The organism is Polaribacter sp. IC073, assembly GCF_007997075.1.
Taxonomy (GTDB): Bacteria; Bacteroidota; Bacteroidia; order Flavobacteriales; family Flavobacteriaceae; genus Polaribacter.
This window is the reverse complement of record NZ_VORS01000015.1, coordinates 1-25,126: the sequence shown is the minus strand read 5'-3', so window position 1 is coordinate 25,126 and position 25,126 is coordinate 1. Positions and strand designations below refer to the sequence as shown.

At 28.3% G+C, this 25,126-nt stretch carries 44 protein-coding genes; 4 read left to right on the top strand and 40 right to left on the bottom strand.

The features are described 5' to 3' along the window. Positions 1–100: 100 nt before the first annotated feature. The 36 genes from ES045_RS16515 to ES045_RS15720 all read right to left on the bottom strand — a co-directional run bounded on the left by ES045_RS16515 (position 101) and on the right by ES045_RS15720 (position 15,624). Positions 101–244, bottom strand: coding sequence for a hypothetical protein (locus tag ES045_RS16515; protein WP_189663135.1), 144 nt, complete (start codon positions 242–244; stop codon positions 101–103). A gap of 99 nt (positions 245–343) precedes the next feature. Next, the gene (locus tag ES045_RS15875) at positions 344–877 is read right to left on the bottom strand and encodes a hypothetical protein (RefSeq protein ID WP_147117262.1); all 534 of its coding nucleotides are present in this window, start codon (positions 875–877) and stop codon (positions 344–346) included. Positions 878–1,713: 836 nt separating this feature from the next. Further along, positions 1,714–1,902, bottom strand: coding sequence for a hypothetical protein (locus tag ES045_RS15870; RefSeq protein ID WP_147117261.1), 189 nt, complete (start codon positions 1,900–1,902; stop codon positions 1,714–1,716). A gap of 1 nt (position 1,903) precedes the next feature. Beyond that, the gene (locus ES045_RS15865) at positions 1,904–2,134 is read right to left on the bottom strand and encodes a hypothetical protein (protein ID WP_147117260.1); all 231 of its coding nucleotides are present in this window, start codon (positions 2,132–2,134) and stop codon (positions 1,904–1,906) included. Positions 2,135–2,482: 348 nt separating this feature from the next. Continuing rightward, on the bottom strand, positions 2,483–2,728 hold the full coding sequence (locus tag ES045_RS15860; protein WP_147117259.1) for a hypothetical protein: 246 nt from the start codon (positions 2,726–2,728) through the stop codon (positions 2,483–2,485). 206 nt (positions 2,729–2,934) lie between these two features. Further along, the gene (locus tag ES045_RS15855) at positions 2,935–3,135 is read right to left on the bottom strand and encodes a hypothetical protein (protein WP_147117258.1); all 201 of its coding nucleotides are present in this window, start codon (positions 3,133–3,135) and stop codon (positions 2,935–2,937) included. A gap of 161 nt (positions 3,136–3,296) precedes the next feature. Beyond that, positions 3,297–3,599 (bottom strand): hypothetical protein, encoded by a 303-nt coding sequence (locus tag ES045_RS15850; RefSeq protein WP_147117257.1) that lies wholly within the window; start codon positions 3,597–3,599, stop codon positions 3,297–3,299. Positions 3,600–3,671: 72 nt separating this feature from the next. Further along, positions 3,672–3,926 (bottom strand): hypothetical protein, encoded by a 255-nt coding sequence (locus tag ES045_RS15845; protein ID WP_147117256.1) that lies wholly within the window; start codon positions 3,924–3,926, stop codon positions 3,672–3,674. A gap of 53 nt (positions 3,927–3,979) precedes the next feature. Continuing rightward, positions 3,980–4,291, bottom strand: a complete 312-nt coding sequence (locus tag ES045_RS15840) for a hypothetical protein (protein WP_147117255.1) — start codon at positions 4,289–4,291, stop codon at positions 3,980–3,982. A gap of 430 nt (positions 4,292–4,721) precedes the next feature. Continuing rightward, entirely contained in the window at positions 4,722–4,958 is a 237-nt protein-coding gene (locus ES045_RS15835) for a hypothetical protein (RefSeq protein ID WP_147117254.1), read from the bottom strand. 194 nt (positions 4,959–5,152) lie between these two features. Beyond that, positions 5,153–5,317, bottom strand: coding sequence for a hypothetical protein (locus ES045_RS16510; protein WP_189663134.1), 165 nt, complete (start codon positions 5,315–5,317; stop codon positions 5,153–5,155). A 67-nt stretch (positions 5,318–5,384) separates the two neighbouring features. Next, positions 5,385–5,711 (bottom strand): hypothetical protein, encoded by a 327-nt coding sequence (locus tag ES045_RS15830; RefSeq protein WP_147117253.1) that lies wholly within the window; start codon positions 5,709–5,711, stop codon positions 5,385–5,387. 45 nt (positions 5,712–5,756) lie between these two features. Continuing rightward, entirely contained in the window at positions 5,757–6,104 is a 348-nt protein-coding gene (locus ES045_RS15825) for a YopX family protein (RefSeq protein ID WP_147117252.1), read from the bottom strand. Between the two features lie 2 nt (positions 6,105–6,106). Continuing rightward, complete coding sequence (locus ES045_RS15820) at positions 6,107–6,319, bottom strand: hypothetical protein (protein WP_147117251.1); 213 nt, start codon at positions 6,317–6,319, stop codon at positions 6,107–6,109. Between the two features lie 3 nt (positions 6,320–6,322). Further along, a complete protein-coding gene (locus tag ES045_RS15815) occupies positions 6,323–6,751 on the bottom strand; it encodes a hypothetical protein (RefSeq protein WP_147117250.1) in 429 nt (142 codons plus the stop codon). A 1-nt stretch (position 6,752) separates the two neighbouring features. Continuing rightward, entirely contained in the window at positions 6,753–7,364 is a 612-nt protein-coding gene (locus tag ES045_RS15810) for an HNH endonuclease (RefSeq protein ID WP_147117249.1), read from the bottom strand. Position 7,365: 1 nt separating this feature from the next. Beyond that, on the bottom strand, positions 7,366–8,235 hold the full coding sequence (locus ES045_RS15805; RefSeq protein WP_147117248.1) for a hypothetical protein: 870 nt from the start codon (positions 8,233–8,235) through the stop codon (positions 7,366–7,368). Further along, positions 8,232–8,975: a hypothetical protein gene (locus ES045_RS15800; protein WP_147117247.1), complete on the bottom strand. Its 744-nt coding sequence runs from the start codon at positions 8,973–8,975 to the stop codon at positions 8,232–8,234. The genes ES045_RS15805 and ES045_RS15800 overlap by 4 nt, the downstream gene beginning before the upstream one ends. A 5-nt stretch (positions 8,976–8,980) precedes the next feature. After that, on the bottom strand, positions 8,981–9,181 hold the full coding sequence (locus ES045_RS15795; protein ID WP_147117246.1) for a hypothetical protein: 201 nt from the start codon (positions 9,179–9,181) through the stop codon (positions 8,981–8,983). 180 nt (positions 9,182–9,361) lie between these two features. Further along, entirely contained in the window at positions 9,362–9,811 is a 450-nt protein-coding gene (locus ES045_RS15790; RefSeq protein WP_147117245.1) for a helix-turn-helix domain-containing protein, read from the bottom strand. A gap of 2 nt (positions 9,812–9,813) precedes the next feature. After that, positions 9,814–10,095, bottom strand: coding sequence for a hypothetical protein (locus ES045_RS15785; protein WP_147117244.1), 282 nt, complete (start codon positions 10,093–10,095; stop codon positions 9,814–9,816). Beyond that, the gene (locus ES045_RS15780; RefSeq protein ID WP_147117243.1) at positions 10,092–10,538 is read right to left on the bottom strand and encodes a hypothetical protein; all 447 of its coding nucleotides are present in this window, start codon (positions 10,536–10,538) and stop codon (positions 10,092–10,094) included. The genes ES045_RS15785 and ES045_RS15780 overlap by 4 nt, the downstream gene beginning before the upstream one ends. 5 nt (positions 10,539–10,543) lie before the next feature. Then, a complete protein-coding gene (locus ES045_RS15775) occupies positions 10,544–10,798 on the bottom strand; it encodes a hypothetical protein (RefSeq protein WP_147117242.1) in 255 nt (84 codons plus the stop codon). Position 10,799: 1 nt separating this feature from the next. Then, positions 10,800–11,177, bottom strand: a complete 378-nt coding sequence (locus tag ES045_RS15770; protein WP_147117241.1) for a hypothetical protein — start codon at positions 11,175–11,177, stop codon at positions 10,800–10,802. Next, positions 11,174–11,458, bottom strand: coding sequence for a hypothetical protein (locus tag ES045_RS15765; protein ID WP_147117240.1), 285 nt, complete (start codon positions 11,456–11,458; stop codon positions 11,174–11,176). Before ES045_RS15765 ends, ES045_RS15770 begins: the two co-directional genes overlap by 4 nt. Before the next feature lie 97 nt (positions 11,459–11,555). Continuing rightward, positions 11,556–11,882 (bottom strand): DUF3127 domain-containing protein, encoded by a 327-nt coding sequence (locus ES045_RS15760; protein ID WP_147117239.1) that lies wholly within the window; start codon positions 11,880–11,882, stop codon positions 11,556–11,558. 12 nt (positions 11,883–11,894) lie between these two features. Next, the gene (locus ES045_RS15755; RefSeq protein WP_147117238.1) at positions 11,895–12,365 is read right to left on the bottom strand and encodes a hypothetical protein; all 471 of its coding nucleotides are present in this window, start codon (positions 12,363–12,365) and stop codon (positions 11,895–11,897) included. A gap of 14 nt (positions 12,366–12,379) precedes the next feature. Further along, positions 12,380–13,330 carry a hypothetical protein gene (locus ES045_RS15750; protein ID WP_147117237.1) on the bottom strand — a complete coding sequence of 317 codons (951 nt, stop codon included), beginning with the start codon at positions 13,328–13,330 and terminating at the stop codon, positions 12,380–12,382. Between the two features lies 1 nt (position 13,331). Further along, on the bottom strand, positions 13,332–13,850 hold the full coding sequence (locus ES045_RS15745; RefSeq protein WP_147117236.1) for a hypothetical protein: 519 nt from the start codon (positions 13,848–13,850) through the stop codon (positions 13,332–13,334). Between the two features lie 58 nt (positions 13,851–13,908). Further along, entirely contained in the window at positions 13,909–14,178 is a 270-nt protein-coding gene (locus ES045_RS15740; RefSeq protein WP_147117235.1) for a hypothetical protein, read from the bottom strand. A gap of 15 nt (positions 14,179–14,193) precedes the next feature. Further along, positions 14,194–14,370, bottom strand: coding sequence for a hypothetical protein (locus tag ES045_RS16505; RefSeq protein WP_189663133.1), 177 nt, complete (start codon positions 14,368–14,370; stop codon positions 14,194–14,196). A 165-nt stretch (positions 14,371–14,535) separates the two neighbouring features. Beyond that, positions 14,536–14,748: a hypothetical protein gene (locus ES045_RS15735; protein WP_147117234.1), complete on the bottom strand. Its 213-nt coding sequence runs from the start codon at positions 14,746–14,748 to the stop codon at positions 14,536–14,538. A gap of 1 nt (position 14,749) precedes the next feature. Then, positions 14,750–14,986 carry a helix-turn-helix transcriptional regulator gene (locus tag ES045_RS15730; RefSeq protein ID WP_147117233.1) on the bottom strand — a complete coding sequence of 79 codons (237 nt, stop codon included), beginning with the start codon at positions 14,984–14,986 and terminating at the stop codon, positions 14,750–14,752. A 2-nt stretch (positions 14,987–14,988) separates the two neighbouring features. Then, positions 14,989–15,174, bottom strand: a complete 186-nt coding sequence (locus ES045_RS15725; RefSeq protein WP_147117232.1) for a hypothetical protein — start codon at positions 15,172–15,174, stop codon at positions 14,989–14,991. Between the two features lies 1 nt (position 15,175). After that, positions 15,176–15,316, bottom strand: coding sequence for a hypothetical protein (locus ES045_RS16500; RefSeq protein ID WP_189663132.1), 141 nt, complete (start codon positions 15,314–15,316; stop codon positions 15,176–15,178). A gap of 11 nt (positions 15,317–15,327) precedes the next feature. Beyond that, on the bottom strand, positions 15,328–15,624 hold the full coding sequence (locus ES045_RS15720) for a hypothetical protein (protein ID WP_147117231.1): 297 nt from the start codon (positions 15,622–15,624) through the stop codon (positions 15,328–15,330). 152 nt (positions 15,625–15,776) lie between these two features. Between ES045_RS15720 and ES045_RS15715 the strand changes: the two genes are divergently transcribed. Beyond that, a complete protein-coding gene (locus ES045_RS15715) occupies positions 15,777–16,145 on the top strand; it encodes a helix-turn-helix domain-containing protein (protein WP_147117230.1) in 369 nt (122 codons plus the stop codon). A gap of 71 nt (positions 16,146–16,216) precedes the next feature. On the opposite strand, the gene ES045_RS15710 is transcribed toward ES045_RS15715, so the two are convergent. From ES045_RS15710 to ES045_RS16495, 3 genes are read right to left on the bottom strand one after another with little or no spacing between them, the layout of a single operon-like run. Beyond that, entirely contained in the window at positions 16,217–16,405 is a 189-nt protein-coding gene (locus ES045_RS15710; RefSeq protein ID WP_147117229.1) for a hypothetical protein, read from the bottom strand. Beyond that, positions 16,398–17,087, bottom strand: a complete 690-nt coding sequence (locus ES045_RS15705) for a hypothetical protein (RefSeq protein WP_147117228.1) — start codon at positions 17,085–17,087, stop codon at positions 16,398–16,400. Before ES045_RS15705 ends, ES045_RS15710 begins: the two co-directional genes overlap by 8 nt. A gap of 31 nt (positions 17,088–17,118) precedes the next feature. Continuing rightward, positions 17,119–17,286, bottom strand: a complete 168-nt coding sequence (locus tag ES045_RS16495; RefSeq protein ID WP_189663130.1) for a hypothetical protein — start codon at positions 17,284–17,286, stop codon at positions 17,119–17,121. A gap of 1,629 nt (positions 17,287–18,915) precedes the next feature. Here ES045_RS16495 and ES045_RS15700 point away from each other — a divergent pair. From ES045_RS15700 to ES045_RS15690, 3 genes are all read left to right on the top strand, one after another. Next, positions 18,916–21,927, top strand: a complete 3,012-nt coding sequence (locus ES045_RS15700; protein ID WP_147117227.1) for a PAS domain S-box protein — start codon at positions 18,916–18,918, stop codon at positions 21,925–21,927. Continuing rightward, the gene (locus ES045_RS15695; protein ID WP_147117226.1) at positions 21,927–22,580 is read left to right on the top strand and encodes a response regulator; all 654 of its coding nucleotides are present in this window, start codon (positions 21,927–21,929) and stop codon (positions 22,578–22,580) included. The genes ES045_RS15700 and ES045_RS15695 overlap by 1 nt, the downstream gene beginning before the upstream one ends. Before the next feature lie 89 nt (positions 22,581–22,669). Then, complete coding sequence (locus ES045_RS15690; protein WP_189663129.1) at positions 22,670–23,032, top strand: response regulator; 363 nt, start codon at positions 22,670–22,672, stop codon at positions 23,030–23,032. Between the two features lie 557 nt (positions 23,033–23,589). Here the strand turns inward: ES045_RS15690 and ES045_RS15685 are convergent. Then, positions 23,590–24,483 (bottom strand): IS1595 family transposase, encoded by an 894-nt coding sequence (locus ES045_RS15685; protein WP_147117224.1) that lies wholly within the window; start codon positions 24,481–24,483, stop codon positions 23,590–23,592. Positions 24,484–25,126 lie beyond the last annotated feature (643 nt).

Below are 25,126 nucleotides of genomic sequence, written 5' to 3'. Positions count from 1 at the left end.
ACACCATATAATAATTTGAATTATAAATATAAAGAATTTATATGACTTTCAACCGAAATGTTTTGTTAAAAGGAGTGCAAATGTATGAATAAAAAAAATACTACTGCCAACAACGTGTATAATTAATAGCTTGTTCTTGCTTATTTAAAAGTCTTTGTAAATCACCTTTGCCTATTAAATAAAGTCCAGAACTATCCATTTTAAAATCGTTCTCTTTTATAAAGTCATGTATTATTTGTTTCATTTTTTATTATCTTTTAGTTTATTAATCCGCTACTAATCATACACAAATAAAGTTAGACACAAATAAGAAAAAAAAGCCAGCCACGGTTGTAGTTGTATGTTAGTTTATATTGTGTATCTTTTTATGGCAACCAACACAAACAACATCTAAATCTCCTAAAGATTCATCTCCTATTGTATTATAATTCAAATGATGAACTTGTAAGTTTTCGGTTTTACTACATCTACTGCATTTGTAATCAGAAAATTTAAGCATCTCATTTCTTTTATCGTGCCATTTCTTACTGTTTAAATATGAACGGTAAACTCTCTTGTAATCTCTAGTAGTTAAATAAACAGATGTTTCCACCGTAAATAAATCGTTAATAATACCATCTCCATAATCAGCTTGTCCAATAACAATATCGTTAGGTATGTTAAATTCATAAACTAAAAAACCATCCTCTAAATTACTAATTGTTTCTTCTATTTCAAAATCAATATTTAAGTTAGATAAAAATAAACTTAAATCTTTTTTATCTAAATCAATATAAATCTGCTCTTTGTTTTCATATTGAATATAATCAACTTTATCTTTATTTATAGTTATTTCTTTGTCATAATTATTTATAAATTTCAATAGTATTTCCTTCATTTCTTACGGGTTTTATTTTTTACAAAAATAACTGGCTTTTTTTTCTTACTTGAGCTAACAATGCGTATAATTAATTACTACTAATGGCTTATTTGTTAGATTTTTACCACTATAAAGATACGTTTTATTTGTTAATTTCACGCTTAATTTACGTAACTAATCATACTCTATAAAGTTGCAAAACATTTAAAAAAAAAGCCACCAAATATTATGGGAAGCACTTATTATAATGGAAACTCTTCACTTTATCTTAAGTATTTACTTAAATCCTTTGTGTATTTAAAAATATATCGTGTAAATCGTATTTTTTATAAATACGACCATTGTAATTATAATAATTGTATTCTTTATAAATGCAGTTTAATTTTATCCATAGTTCAAAATCTGTCATATATTATGTATTTTATTTTTTGCAAAAATAATGTGGCTTTTTTTCCAAACGTTATGCAACAACGTACAAATAAAATAAACAGCTATTCGCTTAATCAAAGGTTTGTCATTACTTATTTCAGTTGTTAAGTAATCCTTAATAACTGCTTTTTTACTCGTTTACTTTCCTTGTACATATCCGTTACATATCAAATAATTTAATAAGCGTAAATAACTTTATTTACTAAGTGTGTTTTAATTGCTTTTTAAATTACTCATTGTGTAAATTACTTGAGGTAACAATGTACATTAAAAATAGGGGTTGCATAGCTTATAAAGGCTCGATTGCATTTCTTTAAAGTCTTTGCAATACTAAAGATTTCTATAATTCTTATACCCCTACTTTCATTGTACAATTACGTTACACAACATTGCTAAAAAAAAGGGCGACCAATCTTTGTCGCCAATTATTCTCTAACAGTTCTAATTAAATCAGTTCTTTCAATTCTGTAATTTTCGTCTATAAAAGAAGTTTCTTTTTTTTCAGAAAAATGTACTGATAAACTTCTTTTTTTATATCCTAATTGTTTTTCCATTACAGGAATTGAGCCGAATATTAACGGCTCATCCTTTTTCTTATCTAAAACCCAGTACATATTAATATTTTTTTGAGTTTTTAACAACAGAGCCAATTCTATTGTTATTTCCAATTAATCCTAAATGAAAAGCTACGTGAATTTCTTCTTTACTTAATTCTTGTAATTCTTCAATCATCATTCTTTTCATTGGACATCCAGTTGGTCTATCTTTTCTTTGAGCAGATGTAAAAGATTTTAATCCACCATTGTTTTCAATTTCTGTTCTGATTTCGTTTGCTAAAGTTGTCATTATATTTTAATTTAAAGTAGTGGTTAATTCCTTACTACAATGTAAATATACAACTTATTTACGTATAAAATGTATATATTTTACTTATTTACGTATTTTTATGACATTATCAGTAAATAAGTTATTTTATTGCATTATTAATAACGTTTTATTTGGTTTTTCACAAAACCACGCCCTTTTTTTTAGCAACGTTGTGTAACACTTTGTATAGTTAATAGCTAAATTCTTACTTATCTTATGGTTTTCGCTTATTTACTTGCTTCAATTTTCCTGCGGAAAATAACGCTCGCAAAACGCTACTAACCATACAATCAAACGTTGCAAAACATTTAAAAAAAAAGCCACCATTTATTGTGGCTTTATAACGTGGGAATTATTTTCTAATATTTTAATTAATCTTTTCATATAGGGTATAAGTGTTCTTTTAATATCTTCTTGATCTCTTTTCCAGAAATCAATAGCTTGCCTACAAGTTTCCTCTCTTGGTTTCCCTTTAAATTCTATCATTTGTGATCTTGCATTTTTAATCGCTTTAATTTTACTTAAATACTCTTTGCAATCATATTCTACTTGCTTTAATTCTTCGTCTTCCATTATTTTATTTTTAGTTTGTTTACGGGTTTTGTTTTTAAACAAAAACAATGTGGCTTTTTTTCCAAACGTTATGCAACAACGTACAAAGAAAATAGCTTATTACTACTGTTTAATTAATTATTTACTTAATTCAATCTACTTGTATTGCTTATATTTTTAAGTGCCTTACAAAGCTACTTTCCTTGTACATATCCGTTAGGCAGTAATTAAGGCGTACTTACAACATAGCACATTCTAGTTTTCTTATTAAACCTTACGTTTTTTTTATCTATTATTTTAACCTCGCTAATTAATGTTTTACAAGGTTCGTCTAAATACCAAATGTATTCAGGGTCTGTTTCTGAAATCATACCAACTTCACAATATTTTTTATTAATACCTTCTGGCTGAAAATAAACTGTTTTCATAATTTTATAATTAACTACTGCCAACACTTTGTATAATTAATAGCTAAGGCAGTTTATTCGCTATTAATTTGTTTTTTACTTATCTACTTATTTTACTTCGGAAAATTGCTGTTATACTTATACGCTAAAAATCATACAAAAATACGTTGTAACAAAGAAATTTACTTTATTATTTCTATTTTTACAACATTACTAAATAATTCTTCTATATCTACTAGGTCATTTACCTTAACTACCTTAGTAAGTGTCTTTTTGTAATCGTCCATCATTGCGTGTCCGCTATCTTGCCAAATACAGTAAGTAACTAAAGCAGTAATTTTACTTGAGACAACACTGTTTAAAGAAAATGCTTTTTTTGTTGCTTGTATAACGTCTTTAAAGTGTTCTAATTGAAAATCTGTAGGCTTATTATCCCAACCTAATTTCTGCATTTCTTTCCAAACTAACTTTTCTTCTTTTGTCATTGTGTATTTATTTAATTTATTAATAATCTATTCAGCACTTTCCTTAAACATATCCGTTGTAAAAAATAACTACTACAACATAACCCACTCATTGCAATCCTCTAAAGTTCCTTGCTTCCATACAGTGTTAGAATCTTTGCCAATTACTTGGTATGTATCGTTTATTAAATGGTGTATTTCAAATTCTTCCTCTAATTGCTTACTTTCATCGCAGTTACATTTAACAACAACATATAAATCAAATAACTGCTTACTTGCTTCATCAAAAGACATTCTATCAAAATTGAATTCTGTCAATACTCTACTAATTTCTTGTTTTATTTTCATCGTTACTTGTTTTATATAATTAAGTTCTATAAAATAAAAAGAAAAAAGCCGACTCACTCTTGAGACTTACTCTTTAGTAATTCAGCTTCTGCCATTTTTTCGTCTAATTTTTGTTGAAACCTGCTTTTTCTAATTGGTGGTTTAGGTGGTTTTTTCATTTTAGGAACTCTACCTTTTTTAGCTGTTAATAATTGGTATAATACATAAATACCAAGTCCAATAAGTACTAATGCTATTCCACCCCAAAAAGGAAGTGTAACATACCACCAAGACCAATCTATAAAGTTTGTCAGTTTTAGAACTACAAAGGCAACGCCTAATAAACCTAAAATACCTATTCCATCATTTGAACTACTTTTACTCATAATTTATTTTTATTTTAATGTTTATCTGTTCGGGTTTTGCTACGCAACGGTTTTTTTATCAGCAGGTAACACTATATAAAATTAATTGCTGGTTACTGCTTTCCGTTTGGCTATTGCTTACTTATTTTAATTCCTTGTAATTCGGGGGTTTTAGAATTTTTAAACGCAACTAACCTTAACCTTTCCGTTGTGTGTAATTGTGGCTCAAAAGGTCTGTGCTTTTTCGGCTAGCACCACAGCTTAGAATAAGACCTCCGCAGGTAGACACACCTACGCTTGCCACAAACTAACAATAACAACGTACAAAGAAAATAAACTACTATTCGCTTTTTGTTGTTCTGTTATTATTTATTTTTAATCCCCCAGAATTCGGGGGTTTTAGAATATTTACTCGTTTACTTTCCTTGTACATATCCGTTGTAACAAATAATTACATACTAAAACTTATCTTACTTAAACTATCACTATCCCTTTTAAGTATTTCGTATTCTTGCTTACTAATAGATATGTAATCACTTGACACAACATCAGATAAAGCCAAATTTTTAACTTTCTGTATTTCACTAATTGCATTATTTAAAGATTCTAAGTAATCCCCATTTGTTCCGCTTCTAAAGAAGTGTACTAATATTCCTTTGATTTCTATTTCCTGTTGTTCTATATTCATAATTATTTGTTTATTTAATCGTTAAAAATCAGTCCTTATCTGCGGTCCGTTCTAAACAATTAAAGGTTGTATTCTTTTTTTAGTCTTTTATAATGGTATTTTAATTCATCTAAATTATACAACCATTCTTTAAAGTTGTATTGGTCTTTTCCTTGCTTTTTTACGTGTTTCATAAATTCCTCAAAATACTGTTATTATTCATCCTTTAACTGTGTAGAACACTGGTTATAATTAATAGCTTTATCAATCATTTTTACAATGTGTTCTGACAAATCTTCGTCCGTGAATCCACAATGCTTTCTAGAGTAATCTATAAATTCAATCCAATATTGCTTACTTTGTATAATTTCTTCTGTCATTTTTTATAAATTTTAATCATTTATTTACGCTAATAATCATAACCGATTCCGTTGGTAAGTAATAATTTTACTTAGTCTTTATGTCTGCAAAATTGCAAAACCAATAATCATCTTTACCTACGAATTTATATTCGTCATCGTCTGGGTCTTTGTTATCTTCTGCAAGCGTAACTATTTCACCTATGTTAAATCCGTGACCAGAAGTATTTGCTAATATTTCAAACTCTTTTCCTATGTCTGAAGCAGTAAAAAAACTAATGCCAACACCTTGTAAAGAAAATAAAACATTTAGCTTACTTGCAAGTTCCTTGTAATTATGTTCTGGTATATACTTTAAGTTATAGTCATTGCTATCACTTAAATCATTTAAAATAATTTCTATTTCTTTTGTCATTATTTAATTATTTTAAGTAATTAATATTATCTTTTCAGTTAAAAACTACTTTATTGAATTTTCATAAATATTACCTACAACCTGAAATTTAAAGTCTTTTAATTCGTTTGCCAGCAAGTAGCCGCTTTCTTTATTTTGTGTGAAAGTCTGATCTAATTTCCAGCACCCTAACTTAGAACACCAATAAACTTGCTGTTGAGTATCTTTTAAATTTTCTTCAACATCAATTAAAGTATATCCCTCATAAACTTCAATGCCATTACAATCTTTGAAACCTGTATATTCTAAAGGAATAATTTTTGCGTGTGAAAAATCATTGTGAGATGGTTTCCTGTTACACATTTTTTTTAAGTCTTTATCCCAAAATCTAAATTTGTGTTCTCTCTTTTTCATTTTTAATAGTTTAGGTGGTTTTCTTTCTCTACACTTTCCTTTACATATTCTATAAATAAAGGCTCTTCTTTTTCAGCGATTCTTTTGTTAAGATTATTTAAAGGCATTGCTCCTGAATTATAGCTTCTTAAAAATCTGTTAAATTGTTTGCCAGTTATTTCTACTCCGGATGATATTACTTCTTGTATCGCTTCTTGTCTGTATGATGTATTCATCTATTATTTTTTAAAACTATTTATTAACTGAACTTCTACTTTTTGCATGTTTACCATTGTATTAATTACACCACAAACAGACATTGCTTTTCTTTCTTTTTCGGGTGTTATTTCGCCATTTTGTAGATCGGATAAAACATTAAGCAAAGAAGCTTTCATTACCTTATTTTCTGCAGAAGGTGCATAACCATTTACAATTACTTCATTTGAAACATCATTTTTCTTAGGCATAAAAGAATCTTCTTTTACATCACTTAAATTATCAAAAAATAAATCGATTTCATTTGTTGCAAGAGCAATGCTTATTCCATCTGTAAAAATTACAATAGTACCGTTCACGTCTTTAAAGTTTTTTATTTTTATAACTTTACCTTCGTAAACTTTTGTTTTTCCTGATAATAATTCTAAACGATTCTTTAATTCTTTTGTCATTTTATTTGTTTTTAAGTGTTCTTGTTATTTTTTTTAGTAAGATTAAATTCTGTCTCATTTCTTTAGGATATCTATGAATTGTATTTCTATCCATATTTTCAGATTTTGTGATTTTCTTTAAATTTGATGCTTCAAAATTTCTTTTGTTCCGATCTATAAAAATTATGATATCCCCTTTTTTTAAATCTTCTTTAGAGTGTTTTTTATAAACATTTCTTTGCTTTAGTTCCCATTTACTAGGATTATTTATTTTTATTTCTAAATATCCATCTTTTGTAAACCTTTCTGTTCCCAATTTTAAAATATTAGCAGGAACACAACCTTTTTTAAACCTCGTTTCCTTTGTTTTATTTATAGCAGCTAAAGACATATATTCTTTTTGTTTCAATCCTTTATTAAATGGAATGCTTCCTTTTTTCTTGTAGCTATCTTGTTTTCTTTGCGCTATTAATTCTTTTGGAATAACTAGATTGTTGTTTTTAAGAAACCTCATAATCCTGCCGTAAGTTGCCCCAACATCATCTGCCAACCTTTTTACAGGAATGTTTAAAAACTCTTTTTTAATGTAGTCTTCCTGGTCTTTTGTAAATGGTGTAAAATATCCTTTTGGCATATTATTTTCTAAAACTTTTCCCTTTAAACTCGATCACGTTAAACATTTCGTAAATTCTATCATTTACCCTATCTCCGTATTTTTCGCCAAATTCTTTTAAAGCTGTTTCTAAATTTCCTTCGTACCCTTTTTTGTAATTGCAAGTGATAAAAGTTAATGCTTTGTTATTGTATCTATTTTCTAAAATCTCTCTAAATATTTCGCTCTTTCCGTAATTATTCGCTTTTCTTTCAGATTTTATATCATCAAAATATAGTTTGCCGGTTGACATTTTTTTTATCAAATGTGTTTTGTCTTTTGGTTCTGAACAACCTTCAAAATCTAAAACAACATCATTAGCAGAATAGCCTTTAAAATATTTAGGCGTGTTTCTTACACATTTTTCAAAAACCTTCATTGTAGAACTCTTTCCGTTTCCAAAGTCACCGATAATTAAAATTCCTTTGTCAAAACTTGGAACCGATAAATTTGATAATCTTTTGCATTTCTCAAAATTTGAAAAATCATCTGTGAAGTAATAAAATAGCGGTGCCAAATTTGCTAAAATATCTTCTGTTTTTACAAAGTCTTTTTTTTCTAAAAGTTTAAAGTTTCTTAAGAAAGCCACCCAAAGAGTTTCTTTTGTTATTTTCATTTCTTTAACAACCCCAATTCTATTTAGCTTTCTAGAATATTCTTTGATTGCTTGCACATTTGGTCCAGAAAAACTTGTAGAATTTTCAAACTCCTCAATTTTTTTTATTGCTTCTGAAACAGATATTTTAAAAGTTTTTCTAAACTCAACCATTTCCATAGTTGACATTTTTTCAAAATCGTATTTTTTTAATGCAGCATACTTGTGTCTTCCTATTAATTTTGTTGCGTCTATCATCTGTTTGAATGTACTGTTGTTAGCTGTGTTTGTTTATAATTTGGTTTTGTTCCTGATATTCTAAACCAACTTAAAAAGTGAGAATTATAATCTTCTTGTGTTTTCGAAAAACTCCCTTTGCTTTCTAATTCTTCATTAAAATCAATTAATTTTTTCGCTAGTTCGGTTTTTTCTATTTTTTGTTTTTTACAAAAAGCATTAACTAATCTTTCGTTTTCTAAATATGTATATTTTAAAATTTGAATGTCGGTGAAGATGTCTGTTTTTTCTTCTTCTTCATCTTTAGATTCATATTCTACTTTAGATTCATATTCTACTTCTACTTTACGAACCATACCGTAATGGTTCGAAAGGGTTACGAACCCTTCTATTGGTTTTGATTTAGAAACCTCTAAATCATTATTTTTAAGTACATTAGGTAGATTATTATAAGTATCTATTGCAGATTTTTTCATATTAGTATTATAATTCTGATGTTTCATAAAATTAACTAACACGATGTAATTACCTATTCTTTTTACTTTTTGAACCCTTTGGAACGCTTCCAAAGCATTAAAAACTTCATCAATTGTTAAACCTGTTTCAAATGAAATTTTTTTATTAGAACTTTCGTAAATCCCCAACATGTTTGTTTTTTCATTTGTTATTAAATAGATGAAAAGCAACTTTTGTTTTGGAGGCAAATCCTCTATGAAGGGGTCAGACCAAAAAGCAGTACTCAAACTTCTTAATTTTGCCATAAATACTATTTTGTTAGATGATTAATAATTGCTAATTGTGTTTTTGGCTTATTTAAGAAACTTTCTTTGTAATCCTTTACGTTTCTGTGATTCTCCGTTACATAGCGTGTAGAATCTCCTTTAGTAGATATAATTCTACCTAATTGGCTTCTTTGGTCTGGCGTTGCCTTTATGTTATTTGTTTCTAAGTAATTCTTTAAAGTCATTTTTAGGTATAAAAAAACCTTTCTAAATTCATTGCTTAAAAGTGGAATTAGCAAATCGTTTAAAAAGGTAGAATTTAATGTCTTTGTAGTCGTGAAATTCCACTTAAACAACTGAACTACAAATATACGCAATTATATTTCATATAAAGATAATTTAAGTGCAATTATATTGCATATATTTTATACTGCTATTTCGATACCTAGCAAAACTTCTTTAACTTTATTTAATTCTTGCTCATTCATTTCCTGAATGATATTACTAATATCAATTCTCAAACCAAACAACTCAAAATCTTTTAGCCTTATCTCTTGTGTCTTGTAACAATCTGACTTTAATTCTTTTAAATTCAATTTTTGTTCTTTTCTTACAGATTCTGGCGAAGTAATTACATCTGATATAGCTTTTAAAGAATGTAGCACGCTGGCATGATCTCTTTTAAATAAATCACCTATTTTAGTAAGTGATAGATTTCCGTATTTGTGTATAAAATACATTGCTACTTGCCTTGGGAAAACTATTTCTCTTTTTCTTGTATCTTCTCTGCATTCTACTCTGTAATAGTTGTTTACTATTTCAATTATTTTTAATGCTTGTATTTTATTGATTGATATTAATTCAGTTTTCATCATAATTAACGGTATTGTTTGATTGCTACTTTTAAGTTGTAGTTTAATTTATATTGCAGTCCTTGAAAAAAGTCTGATTTTCTAACTGTTTTTTCTTCGTATATTTTATCCAAAATAGGAATCATTAAATCTTGTAGTTCTATCATTTTATCATAAATGGCTTGCGGAAACTCCTTTTTTTTCTCGTTTTCTAGAAGCTCATCCGATTCTTGAACGTACAAATCCATTAAAATAAATACTTTAAATAATTTCTGTTGCTCTGGTGAAATTATTACAGGTTTATTCATAATTGGCTACTTTTTATTCTATCTATAATCATTGCTTTTTTGATTATTAAATAAATAATATTATCATTAAATTTCTCTTCCACCTTTTCTTGTGTAGGTAAAACACCTTTTTCTAAATCGTTGGTTATATCACTAATAGAAATTTCGTGTTTTAAAAGAAAACCGTCTAAGATTTTTTCTGGTGTTAAACCTTTTATTTTAGATCCTTGTTCAAAATTGTGATAAACATTATTATTTCTTCTGTACTCTTTACCTTTTGTTATTAATAGAACTTTTAACTCCTCTAGTGTTTTATTTACAACATCATCAAAAAGTTCGCTCCTTAAATCTTGTGGGTCTTTATTTTTAATAAAATCGTAATGTTCCCCTGTATTTCCATTCTGAGCAATTACCTTCATTCTACTCTCGTTTTCCTCTTCCTTAAAATTATTTATTTCACTCATAATTTCTATATTTTTAAATAAGCACTACATTTAGAACCAGCAACTAAACAGGCTCTAACTTCTTTTATCTCTACTTTACTATCTCTCACTAATTCAGACATTCTACGCATTACTTTAACGCCCTCCCATCCTAATAGTTTAGCTATTTCTTTGTAAGTCATTCCTTTTTTATCTGACATTACAGAAAGTATAAGGAACCTATCAACTTCTTTTGTTGGCTGTTTTCTTGTGTTTGCTTCTATTGATGTTCTTGGTTGCATATTATTTTGTTTTTAAATAATTATCTATGATTTCTTTACATTCGTTAAATCCTACTCCAAATACTGCTTTATAGCCATTAATATTTAATATTTCTAAAGTTTTGTTTTGCTCTTGTATATGTTTGTTTGTTGATAAATTACCGTTCTTTAAATAAGGTGTTTTGCTTTTTTCTTTTATTTCAATTATCAATCCGTTGTAGTCATTATTTGGGTGTAATATTATTAAGTCTGGTATTTTATATTTTGCCTTTAGTGCTAACATTTTCTTTGCATTACCTATACTTAGTCTTATTCCAGAACTATCAGAAGTGAAAATAACTTTAGGGTATTGCATTTTTATATAGTTTGCAATTGCTTTATGTTCTGTGTATTCGCTCAAAATAATTTATCTTTTATTTGGTGACATTTTCGGCATAAAATTGATATATTATTTACATCAAACGCTAATTCCGTTGTTCCGTTTTGCTGGCATTTATTAACACTTAAATCGTGTGACATATCAAACTTAAAAGCGTTAGAAGTATAACATTCTTCACAAAAAACATAGCCGTGTTCATCTATAAATTGCCTTACTTTTTCTGCTTTTGCTTTTACAATTAATCTATCAATAACAGATTTTTTTAATCTTGAACCATCGGAACAACTGTAAGTATTACTCATTCACTTTCTTTAAAAACCCACCGTCCAATTATCAAAAACGGCGGGAAAAATTGATGTTAAAAAATTGAGTTTGCCTTGCTACTCAAAAGGTTTTAATTTAAAAAGGCACTCCGTCATTTGGTGGCGGTGTGTTTTGAGTTGGTGCGGTTTGCACGCTCTCAATGCGCCATCCTTGTACAGAATTAAAATACTTTGCTTCTCCTTGTGGGTTAATCCACTCTCTACCTAAAAGATTTATAGAGACCTTTACATCTTGACCAACTGAAAAATTATTCAACAAATCGCATTTATCCTGAATAAATTCTATTGTTATATGCTGCGGATATTGATCGTCAGTTGTTAATACTATTTCTCTTTTTTTAAAACTTTTAGCACCAAATTCTGCGGTATCTCCTAAGTGTTTAATTTTTCCTGCTACTTCCATTGTTTAACTGTTTTAAATTGCGTATTTATTAATTATTGATTCTAATTTGTTTGTGAAATTGGATGCCATTGTCCGCATACTAGATACTCTTGTATGATCTGCTGAAAACTCATTATACTGTTCCTTTAGTACTATTAATTCTCTTAAAAAACTGGTATCATTGCTAAGTTTATTTTTGTTCACTTTTAAATGACTTTGTATTGACGTGAACAGTTTGTTTTTAGCATTTATCTCTAAATTAACCTCTTTTATATCGACTTCAATTTGCGATAATTGACATCTCACTTTGTTTCTTTTACCTTTTAAAGTGTCGTACTCCTCTAATTCTAAATGAGGGTTTGTTAATTGCACTTTTAAATCTGTTGCTTTTTCTTGCTTCTTAATTTTCTTAAAAACTAAACCAGATTTTTTAGATCTTAAATCAAGTATAGATCGCTCTAAATCAACTTTGTTTTGCTCTGATGGATTGAATGTTTTTTCCATTTTATAGGTATTTGTTATTTTAAAAGATTTATATCAAAATTATTAATCGGCTTAACTGTGTTCATATACTCTCTTGCCAACGTGATGCATTCATTTCTTTGTTCAATTCTTTTTTTATCAAATGAATGAGGTATCATATGTATTCTTTCAGATAAAGGCTTTTCTTTGAAGTCTTTGAAAATAGTTTTATTGAACTCAAAATATTCGTCACTATGTACTCTAACCGCATAATTAATAACATCTTCTATTCCTTTTTTAGTAAAAGTGTGGTTGTAAATTAAAGATTTCATAACCTCTGTGCCTTCATCTGTTAATTCATTACTTAGAGTTGTGTATGCTGGATTGTTTAAAATATTCCTTATGTCACGCTCTATTAAATCTACTGGTGTATCTAAAAGAACGTGAATTAATAAGCTTTTGTCTTTCTGATATAAGTCCATATAACTATCTAATTGTCTTAAATACAATTCATTTGCTTTATCTTCTAAAATATTATTAAAAGAAAGCAAGCTCCATGCTGCCTTAATATCAGGAACAACATCCATATTAGTAACGTCAAAATCTGTAATTCCTGTCACCCATTCATTCGCCTTTCTTTCGTTGCATTCTGTTAAAAAATCATTTGCTTCAATAGATAAAACATCTCTAATTTCTTTCTCTAAAAGCAACCCTTTTTTTGTCTGAACACTTCCCATAAAAAGTCTTACCCCTCTACTTTCAAAAGCCATTAATTCTCTTAATGTTTTCTTTGCACCATCTGAAAGACTGTATTTTTTACTTTGGTTTAACTTGTGTTTTAATTCTGTTAATACAATGTCTTGCTTTGGTGTTAACGTTCTACCAACCCCGGAAGAACGTTCTAAATAATCTGCAAGCATTTTCTCTTGTGGCTCTGTTAATGGTTTAGGTACATTTATAATTTTACCAACCATATGAGATCTAAATATTTGTTTAGAATAATCCATTTTACAAAGATTTAAATTTAACAGTCATATCATCCTTGTAAATTGCTTGGTCAGATTCATTTAGTTCTTGCCAAATACTCATTAATTCAGCTTTGTTTGCAGCTTGTTTAATTCTAGTTTTAACGTCTTTTAATTCAGCAACTAAACCATTTGTATTAACAGATTTAATTCTAATACCTCCCTTTAGCGTTTCTGTCTGACTTACTTTCATTCTAACACTTACATCAAAATGAAATTCCAAAGAAAAACCTACGTATTTTGACGCATCTATAACACCTGTTAATTCTTTTATTTTCCTTGTATTTGTTGTGTTTATAATCAATGGCTTCGCATACGGCTCTTCAAAATAAGCAATGATTCCTTTTTGCTTTAACCGCCCATTAACTCTAAAGTTTTCTTTATACTCTACTTTCTTAACTGTAAGAATTTTTGATTTTCCTTCAAGTTCGAAAATTTCTAAATCTGCTCCTGCTAAAAAGTCGCTATTTCTACTTTTTAGATAATGTATTGAATTATTCATATCTTTGCTTTTTATAGTTTATTAATTGCCACGCTACAACGTGGCTTTTTTTTTGTTGTTATTTAGTTAGTGAAAAATTAGTGTGCCATTCTTGAAGGCTAATTATTTCTTCAAAAGAAAAATTAACTTTGTTGTTCATCATCTCTTTATATCTCTTTAACTGAATTTTCTCCTTTGCTTGTACTAACTTTTTTTTAATATTTCTCTTCATTACAGATCTCTTGTAAATCAGTCCAACGGTTACGAGTATGAACGCTATTGCAGTTATTAAAAAAACACTGTTTGTTTCTGCTTCATAAAAATCTGGTGGTAAAATTTGTAGTATCATAATTATCTTATTTTTTTAACTTACTAATCCCTTCGCTATCATATCTAATTTTATAGCGTTAATACGATCTCTTTGAGTTTCCTTTTTATGAATCTTAACCTCTTTAACACCTATAATATTTCTAACAGCATTTCTTCCTTCCTCAGATAAAGAAGCTATTCCAGAAATGATATGTTTGTCTAAAGGATTCATAATTATTTTTTTTAGTAAAAATCAAAGAACAAATGAAACTTTGATTTTTTAGTGACTACACGTTTTGAACTTTTATTTGTTTTTAGTATTTTTTTAAATTGGGGAGCAAATCATAAATCCTCAATAGGCGTACATTCTGAACTTTTAACTTGCTTTTATTTATTCTTACTTTTGATTAAAAATCCATTTCTGCATATAAATAATAACTTCATCTTGTTTCTCATTTGGCACTTGCCAAAACCTCGCAAACCAATGATTGTGCAAGGTGTTTGCGCTTCTATCTACAGCACTAGAACATTCTATTATAAACGCTGTTTTGTTATTAATCTGTTTCCAGAGGTTTTTTATATTGTCTATTTTAGTCTTCAATTCTGCCATTTTATTTTTTTACTTTATTATAAATTGCTAAGTTTTGAAGGATGTAGATATAAACTAATTGCGCTATATTCTTTGCGCCTGTTTTTTTCTTTGCACTCCTTATGCGAGAATCTACTGTTGAAAATGCGATACATAATATGTCGGCTATTTCTTTCATAATATTCCCTTTCATTAATTCTCTAATCACATCGCTTTCTCTTTTTGAAAAATTATAATATTCTATATTTATTGGTTTCATAATTAGGCTATTTTATCTATTTTCATTTCTTCGGCTAAATCTTCTAAACCATATCTGTAAGCAACACCGATTAAATCATCTGCTTTATTATATATGTAATCCATAGCGAAGTCTATCTTGTCAAAATCGCTTCTTATCAATCTTCTTAAAATATCTTTGCTTTTTTCTGTTGAAATTATTATTGACATTTTATGAGGTTTTAGCAACTGTTAGATATTTATCTACATTATTTTCAGACCATAATCTTTGGGTTTCTTCATCTGCTCCCAACATTCTATTAACAGTCATATCATAATTCACTAAAACTTCTCTTATTTCTTTTGCGCTCATAGCTTTTGTTTTTAGTAGGTTAAACTTAATGCGTGAAAATTATTATCGTAATCAAATTCGCTTTCCTGAGATTCAGCGTTTATAAGAAGATTGTAAACAAAATCTTTTTGAGTTTCTGTTAATTCTAATTCCTCTTCATTTTCATCTAACCAGATCAAACACTCAAATTTTTGAGATACAAAATCTAAAGAAGCATCTATCTTTAATTCTTTAGCGTCAATACTAATTGAGCTATACCCCGAGTAAACCGTAATTAAATCAGTTGTTACTATTTTTGATAATTCTCTGCTTGAAATTGTATTTTTCATATCTCTATTATTCGTGATTGTTGTTTTTTTACCTTAACAACTAAATAATTATTATACCTTTGTTGTTGTGTGGTACAAATATACGTAATTATATTACATATACGCAACATTATATGCAAAATAATTACATATAATTTCAAAATAAATTAAAAATGTTAAAAATAAAACAGTTACGTAAAGCTAAAAATGAAAGCCAAACCGAGCTATCTAAGGTTGTAGGCGTTAGTTTAAGAACTATACAGAATTATGAAAGTGGAGGAGTTGATATTCCTTCTAAAAGTTTAGAGATCATAGCGAAACATTATGACGTATCGATTGCATACCTATTTAGTGAAGAAAATGACGTTGTAAATTTTAAATCAAATAAATTAATTCATAAAGGTATAGAAGTGCCTAATGATCTGGTGATAGATTATGTATGTGATAATTGGAGTAAATTAATGGATAATAGGTTGTTTTCTGCCACTTTTAAAGCTGAGGGTTTAAAATACTACTTAACGCTAAAAGAATCTACTAAATAGCTTCGTTTATTAATTCAAATAAAAAAAGCCACTCAATATGAGTGGCTTTTTTTTTATTTATAGGTTTTTGTTTAAGCGTTCATTAATTTATGAATATTACTATAACTAACGTTTCTTAAATGGCTTACAAGTTCAATTTCTGATGCTTTTGCCTTTTCTTCTGCTATTTCAATCTTCCTAATATCAATCTTGTAATCATCAAAAACTTCTTTAGGTATTAAATCACTATTCTGTACTTTTTTAATTTTTTTACTAGTCATTGCCTGCTATTTTGTTTACTATTTCTGTTTTTTCAATAGTGTATTTTTCGTATTTTTCTTCTTTAATATAATCTTCTCTCTGAACTCTGTAAACGAAGCCTATAAGAGTTCTTATAAGGTATTTATAATTTGGTATCTTGTCTAAGTATTTAAAATATTCAAAAACAGAATGAGCAATAGTGAATGCAACTGCAACAAACAACAACAAATAAACAATGTTATTATCATTTATAATGTTGTTTAAAAACACCCAAATTACCCAAAAAGTAGAAACCCCTAACAAAACATAAGCTGCTTTTTTAAAAACACTTAGTAAATCATCATTCCTATTATACATCGAATACAACCAAAGGCTGCAAGAAATGAAAGGCAATAACATCATAAATAATGCGAAAAAGAAAGAACGTTTATTAGAATGGTTTACAAAAGAATCTTTTTTAAGAATTTCTTTCTTAGAACTTATGTAAGAAGAAAATTCAGTTTCATAAGTTTTTCTTAATTCTAAAAGCTCCTTTTGTTGTTCGTTGTTTAAAGTCTTACTAAAATCATCTAAACTCTTATTGTATGTTTTTTTAATTTCAGGAAACAGTTTTAAATGTGATGATATTTCTATTGAATTTTTTTCTTGAAAGAAATGTAAAAAAGTACCTGCCGAAAAAATAACAGCAAGTACTAATATCAATATTTTCTTAGGCTGAATAAACCAATTAGTTTTATCCTTCTTCGAGTTCGCCATTACATCCTGCTGGGTCGAGTTCGCATGGATCGATTGTTTGTGTTTCAATTTGTTCATCTTCGTCATTTAAATCAGTACAACTTACATAGGTTGCGCTGGCAAATAACACGGCTAAAACGATTAGCATTTTTGATACTTTTTTCATAATTTATAATTATTTATTCGTTAATAATGAACAATAAATATAATTATTTACAAATACCTAATAGCGTGTTATTCAGTTATTTATTAATAGGTTTTCAACAAAAAACTAATGTAATTAGTTAGCTTGTTATTATTATAAATAAAATAAAAGGAAGTTTAAGGACGTTTGAATTAACGCCTTTAATAACAGTGTTATAACTGTTATTTTTAATAAAAGAAAAGAATGTACTTTGCAAATATACATAATTTACTAAAACCTTTTACTTTTTCTTCAATCATTTTTTGTTCAAATGTCATACATATTAACTTAATTTTATCTTAAAAAAATGTTAACAAAACAAAACAGGTGTTTAAATGTTAAAAAAATAAAGAGTTCGTTTATTTTAACGTTCTTTGATAAAAAAATAATTGTCCTCTTTTTTGCGGAAACTTAAAAGTACACTTTTTACTGTAATTGAGTTTAATTTAATAAGATGATAATCAGCAAAATAAGTATTACTATTGCTTTGATTTAGTATTCATAACCCTGAGGTCACGGGTTCAAATCCCGTTCTCGCTACAAATTTAATTTACTACAAAACAACAGTTTAGTTTATTCTAAACTGTTTTTTTTTGCTTAATTTTTTAAAAAAAACAGTTTTTATGGCTTAAACAGAACGCTATTTAAGGCACAAAAAGTATTTTTAAAATCTTAAGAAATATTCCGAAATTGTATTGAATGGCTCGTAAATTCTCTTACGAACGTAAATTATGTTATCGCTTTAAAGAAAAAAGCTATAACAAGTCTGAATACCCCCCTCTTAAAGTACAAATATTAGGAATTAAAATAATTACAGACTAAATTAAGTGCTGAAACAAAAGATTCCTTCAAAGCCTCTAACCCCACTCCTAACCTATTAAACGTTTTGAGAATACTACTCCGTTTTAATTCGTGTTCTTTTTATTCTTGCTTGTTAAAGTTACAGGTATATTTCCATAATTATAGAACTTGAGAAAAAGGAACTTCAAAAAACTGATAAGCAGCATTATCTGGTTTCAGTAAAAAAGACTGTTTTTCTTCTACAAAATTTCTAATCTTTTATAGGTCATTCCTTCATCTTTTGTAACAACAATATAAGAATGGTCACTTTTATTTCTTTAATATTTTCTACAGATTCTGCTACCACATAAAAATCCTCTTTCATTGGACGCATCATTTTTAACATGAATATCGCAGATGGTGGTATGAATTGAAATAAATAAATTGAAAAGTTAAATGAACATGTAAAGTAACCTTAACACATGAAAAACAACTAAGTAAGATCTAATAGTTCATATTTTTTATTTATCTTTAGACTGAAAAAATACCAACCATGGAATATATACCACACTCGAAAATTAATTTGAAAGACTACCTTTAACAAACTATAAATAGATAACTGTCTTTTGTACAAATTACTATAGTTCCCTTTAAAGTTCTGTTATTATTTGTAGTTTAAAAACGGTTAAAAGTGGCGTTTTATATGGTTTCTTAAAATTGTTTTAATCGCCCCTATTTTATTATTTCACCAGGTTGTGTGTGTATAGCTCAACTTTTTAATTTTACTAATTATATTCACAAAAAACATTATACCGTTAATATTATAATAAAATGCCAACTAAAAAACCAACTTATCAAGATTTAGAAAAACTGATTATTGAATTAAAATCTGCAAATAAATTAAGACAAAGTGAAGATCGTTTCAATATGTTATTAAAGGCATCTGAAGATATGATTACCATACATCAACCAAACGGTAAGTATCTTTACTACAATGGACCAAAACGCTATGAGATAAATTCTAAAGATATTGTTGGTAAAATGCCACACGACCTTTTTGATAAAGATGTTTCTACAACACTTTTAAAAATATTTAAAAAAGTTGCAAAAACAGGTAATAGTGAAACAAGAGAAGTGTTATTCGACTGGTTAGGTGAAAAAAAATGGTTTTCAGAATACATTTATCCAATTAAAGATACTGATGGTAAAGTAATAGAACTCGTTAAAATATGTAGAGATATACACCAACGTAAAATTGCAGAACAAGAAATAGAAGAATACAGCAAAGAGAAAGAAAAACAAGCAGAAGAATTGGCAATAGCTAACAAGAAGCTTCTCTTTCAAATTAAAGAGAAAAGAAAACGAGTGGAAGAACTAGTTCTTGCAGACAAGCAACTTCTTGTTCAAAGTAAAGGAATAGAGAAGCGAGCTGATGAATTGGTTATCGCGAATGAAGAACTTGCTTTTCAAAATGAAGAAAAAGTAAAACGTGCAGAGGAATTAGTTGTCGCAGACAATGAACTTCTTATTCAAAATAAAGAAATAGAAAAACGTGCAGAGGAATTAGTTATCGCGAATAAAGAACTTCTCTTTCAAAATGAAGAAAAAGTAAAACGTGCAGAGGAATTAGTTGTCGCAGACAATGAACTTCTTATTCAAAATAAAGAAATAGAAAAACGTGCAGAGGAATTAGTTATCGCAAATAAAGAACTTCTGTTTCAAAATGAAGAAAAAGTAAAACGTGCAGAGGAATTAGTTGTCGCAGACAATGAACTTCTTATTCAAAATAAAGAAATAGAAAAACGTGCGGAGGAATTAGTTATCGCAAATAAAGAACTTCTGTTTCAAAATGAAGAAAAAGAGAAACGAGCAAATGAATTAATTCTTGCTAATAAAGAACTTCTCTTTCAAAATGAAGAGAAGGTTAAACGAGCAGATGAATTAAAAATTTCAAAACAAAACATTGAAATCTCTTTAGAATTGTTGGCAAAAAGAAAGTACTCCATGGATGAGGCGAGTAAAATAGCTAAAATGGGATATCATGAATATGATATTGCTACTGATACTTTTATATGGTCTGAGTACCTTTATCTTATTTTTGGATTAGATCCTAAAAAAAGAGTTCCATCACGAAAAAAAGTTGTGAGTTTTTTTGATAAAAAGTCTAAAGAAAAATTAACACAAGCTACCTTAGAACTTGACTATAAAGGTATTCCTTATGATATTGAGTTAAAACTAATCAATCAAAAAGATGAAGAAGTTTGGGTGAGAAATGTAACCCAACCTGTTTACAACCTGCAGAACAAAATCATTGGAAGAAGAGGTGTTACTCAAGACATTACAGATTATAAAAAAGGACAACTTAAATTAGAGCTATCTAAACTAAAGATTCAAACTACCTTAGAATTAGTCGAAAAAAATGAATATTCATTAAAAGAAGCCGGTAGAATGGCTAAGGTAGGCTATTGGGGATATGATAAGCAAACTGATACTATTTTTTGGTCTGAGGCTGTTCATAAGATCTATGGTACAGACCCTAGCAAAGGTGTACCAGAAATTGAAATAATTCTTAATGTTTTTAGTGAGGTTTCTAGAAAAAAACTTATCGAAGCAACAGTAACTCTTTCTACTATTGGAGTTCCTTTTGATATTGAGTTACAGATGGTTAATTTAAAAAATAAAAAGCGTTGGATACGAAACATAGGAGAACCTATGTTTAATGATCGTAATGAAATTATTGGTAGAAGAGGAGTTTCTCAAGATATAACAGAACAAAAACTAATAAGAAATAAAATAGAAAAAGCAGAAGAAATGTATCGTTTATTAACAGATCATTCTAATGACTTAATTTGCTTACACAACTTAGACAGTAGTTTTAAATACATTAGTCCTTCAATAACAACCTTGTTAGGCTATGAACAATCAGATCTTCTTAATAAAAAAGTCTTTGGTATAATTCACCAAGAAGATATTGAGCCACTAAAAGAAATAATGAAAAAAAGAGTCTTTGCTGGTATGTTTATCGACGCTTTCTCTTGTAGAGTTCTTCATAAAGAAGGCCACTTTGTGTGGTTAGAATTTTTATCATCACCAATTTATAAAGAGAAAAAAATTAATTATTTTGTTTCATCTGCTAGAGATATTACGCAGTGGGTGCTCGCTAAACAAGAAATACAAGAATACCAAATATCACTCCAAAAATTAACTACTGAAATCACCTTAATAGAAGAAAAACAAAAAAAAGAAATTGCTTCAAATATACACGATCATTTAAGTCAATCTTTAGTTATTTCTAAAATGAGAGTTAATGAGTTGAAAAAGAATCCACAGTTAAAGATCATTTATGATGATCTAAAATTTATCGAATCTCATATTTCTGATGCCTTAGAAAATAGTCGAAAAATCACTTATGAACTCTCGCCACCTGTATTATATCAATTAGGTATTATAGAAGCATTAAATTGGTTACTTGAAGATATAGAGGATACTCATAAAATTAAGTGTCAGTTAAATAGTAATATTACCACTATTAAACTTGATGATGCAAAATCAATTTTACTCTATAGAAGTATTCAAGAAGTATTTACCAATGCTATAAAACATGCAAAAGCATCTCTAATAACCTTAAATTTTAAAAAAAGCAAACTTGGTATTCATATTTTTATCGTAGATAATGGTATTGGGTTTGATACTTCTTTATTAAATAATCTTCACAATCACTCTGGTTCTGGTTTTGGACTATTTACTGTTAAAGAGCGTATTCGAAACATTCAAGGAGAATTTACAATCACTTCAAATATAAACGTAGGCACATCTATTAAAATTTTTATACCTTTATCTTAATGACTTATAAAGCCGAAATTAAAATTATCTTAGTTGACGATCATAAATTGCTTCGAGATGGTTTAAGAAATATTATTGAGCAAAGATCTAATATGCATATTATCGGTGAGGCTTCAGACGGTAGGGAAGCAATAAAAAAATGCGCAGAGTTATTACCAGATGTTCTTATTATAGACGTAGCGATGCCTGGTTTAAATGGCATTGAAGCTGCAAGGCAAATAAAAAAAACACATCCTGAAATAAAAATAATAGGACTTTCTATGCACTCTAGTAAGCAATTTATTCAAGGAATGTTTAAAGCAGGTGCCTTCGGTTACTTATTAAAAGATGGTGATGCAGATGAATTAATTATAGCAATTACTACTGTAATAGAAAATAAAAAATATCTCTCGAAAGATATTAATCAAGAGTTTCTCTCATTACTTAAGAATGGAGAGAATTTAGAAAAAACACAATTAAGTTCTAGAGAAAAAGAAGTCTTACAATTAATTGCAGAAGGCAAGTCCTCTAAAGAAATTGGAGAAACCTTGTTCTTAAGTCCAAAGACTGTTGATGTTCATAGAAATAATATCATGAAAAAAATTGATTTACACACCATCCCAGAATTGACAAAATATGCTATTCAAAAAGGGCTAACATCTTTAGATATTTAACAATTGTTACTTTTTTAAGCATTTTGCTTATTGTAATTATGCTATAAAACAGTTATTTTTACGTGCAACTATCTAATATACCTCAACATTTGAAACCTTCTTTTTATAACTTATTAATTGTAGAAGATAACCTATTAATTGGAGAGAAGATTGTAAAAGCAGCTAAAGAAGTTAGTGCTATTAAAGAAATACGCTTAACAGCTTCATTACAAGATGCAATTTCTTTTTTGAACGAGACCAAAGTTGAAATAGTTACACTTGATTTAAGTTTGCCAGATGGTAATGGTATAGAACTATTAAAATGGTTTAAAGAGAATAAAATAGAAACCAAAGTTTTTGTTTTTTCTACAAGTAAAGAACTTAAACAGATTTGTTTGAGATATGGGGCTTCTGCCTTTTTTGACAAAGCTAAAGATTTCGATGAATTAATTGAAACTATTAAAAAAGCATAGTTAAATGACTACTTCTTTACTTTACAATTTTCTTGCACTTCCTTTTCCCTTCAACGAAGTATAGCGATCTTAAAAAAAGCGAAACTACCTACTTAAAACTTTTATTATTGTATTCTAAGCAAATGCTGCAACTAGCTAGCTTTAATTAGAAAACTCTTCTCATAAATAAAAATACGTAACAATTAATACTAATTGACTACTAGTAGCTTAATAATTCTAAGAATAGACTTTAATGAAAAATCTTTTGAATTAATATAAAACTGAGTTTTAATTTATAAAGTAAACTCTAACTGCACTTCCATTGGAAACACAAATTATCTTGGAAATTTAATTGAACTGAAATCAAAAAGTAACTAGCTAAATTATAAGTACAATATTCTAAAAAAATCTGCAGTATTGGTTCAATCACTTTTTAATTGGTTGTTACATAGTCTTATTAGAATTATTGAAAATAAAAAATGGGAAAAATATGTTTTAAAAACTAGTTCTTTAAAGCAAAAACTTAATTTATATTTAGAGGATAAGAATCTTTTAATAAAATTTATAGAGGTCAGTAGTTAGTTACCTATTAATTCAGCTTGACTAATTTTGTCACCCTGTACCATTTTCACCATCAAATTATTGAATATTGTTGCTTTGCTCTGAGATCTGTTTATTCTAAAGCAAAACTCATTGAAGTATCTATTTAAATTACTGTCACTTACCCATGAATAGGTTGTTCTTATCCAAGACTTAACTTGATGAATCATCGTATGGAGTGCCTTGAAATTAAGTCCCTTATTACTTTCTATCTGTTTTATATTATAGGCTTTTGCAATAGGTTTGTATCCTCTCCATTTATCTGTTGTCACTTTAGCTTCTCGACTAATATGGTTAACAAAAATGTACTGTAGAGATTGTGCAGAGAAATCTTCTATCTTCATGGCATACATTCTCTTTATTTTGCCATCTTCTGTAAGTTGAACCGCTGTAACTGCCTTCTTTTTCTTACTATTATAACTTCTTCCAACCTTACCTTGCTCTCTTCCTCCCAGAACAAACTCATCTACATGCACATTACCATCCATTGGATTATTGCCGCTTGAAGACATCGATTCCCTTACCTTGAGCATAAAAAAACGAGCCGTTTTCTCGGTTACACCGTAACGAACCCCCATATAACTTGCTGATAAGCTTTTAGTACTCGTAGCCATTTCGAAGCAAATGAAAAAAGCCTTCCTAACACCAAATTTAACCTTATGAAATAACGTGTTGGCAGTAGCCGATTCCTTGTGCCCACAGACATTATATTGTCGTGCAAAATCAATTTTAATCTGACATGCATTATGATTACACTTAATGCAATGATAAGTATGTTGTTCCTTTAAACCGGATAGATATTCTTTGCAATCCAAGTCAGTTTTAAACCGATCAGAAAACTCTAGGAGATTTCGACCCTTAAATATGTCCATAATTTGTAATGTTTATTGAGATTAAAGATAAGCATTTATCTACTGACCTCTAAAAATTTATTCACTTTTGATATTGAATGTAAAACACTAAACTCTCAAGATAGAAGTTTAGATGTACACTCTTTCCTCCTTTTCTAATAATGTATGGTTCATTAATATCTCAAATGAAAGGTGGTGAGTAAAAGAATCACACTCAACACCGTTTACAATTTACTTGTTAGCTTTAGTTTACAAGCAAAAATCTTCTTGAAATTTCTATTTATCTTTTGCGTGTTACCTTTACTATTTAATCCCCCAACTATTCACAGACAATTGTGTTTTATGCATTATAGCAAGCTATATAAGCTATTCTTTAAATATATTTGTTTAACGGATTTACAGCAAAATAAAATCGCGAAAAGTATAAATATTTAGTAGCTGATGTGAAAAAACAAATAAAAGGAAGAGGTATTACTGGTTTTAAATTCTAAAAATGCTTAAAATACGTATTACTAATTTTCACAGTATATACTCAAAAAAAAAAAGAGCTAAACTCTAGGGAAAGTTTGGCTCTCATGCATTGATAATCTAGGGGGAATATTTTCTGTAGAATTTACTTGTTTTAGATTATTTTACAAAACCCTTATCAACAAGTGCTTATTGA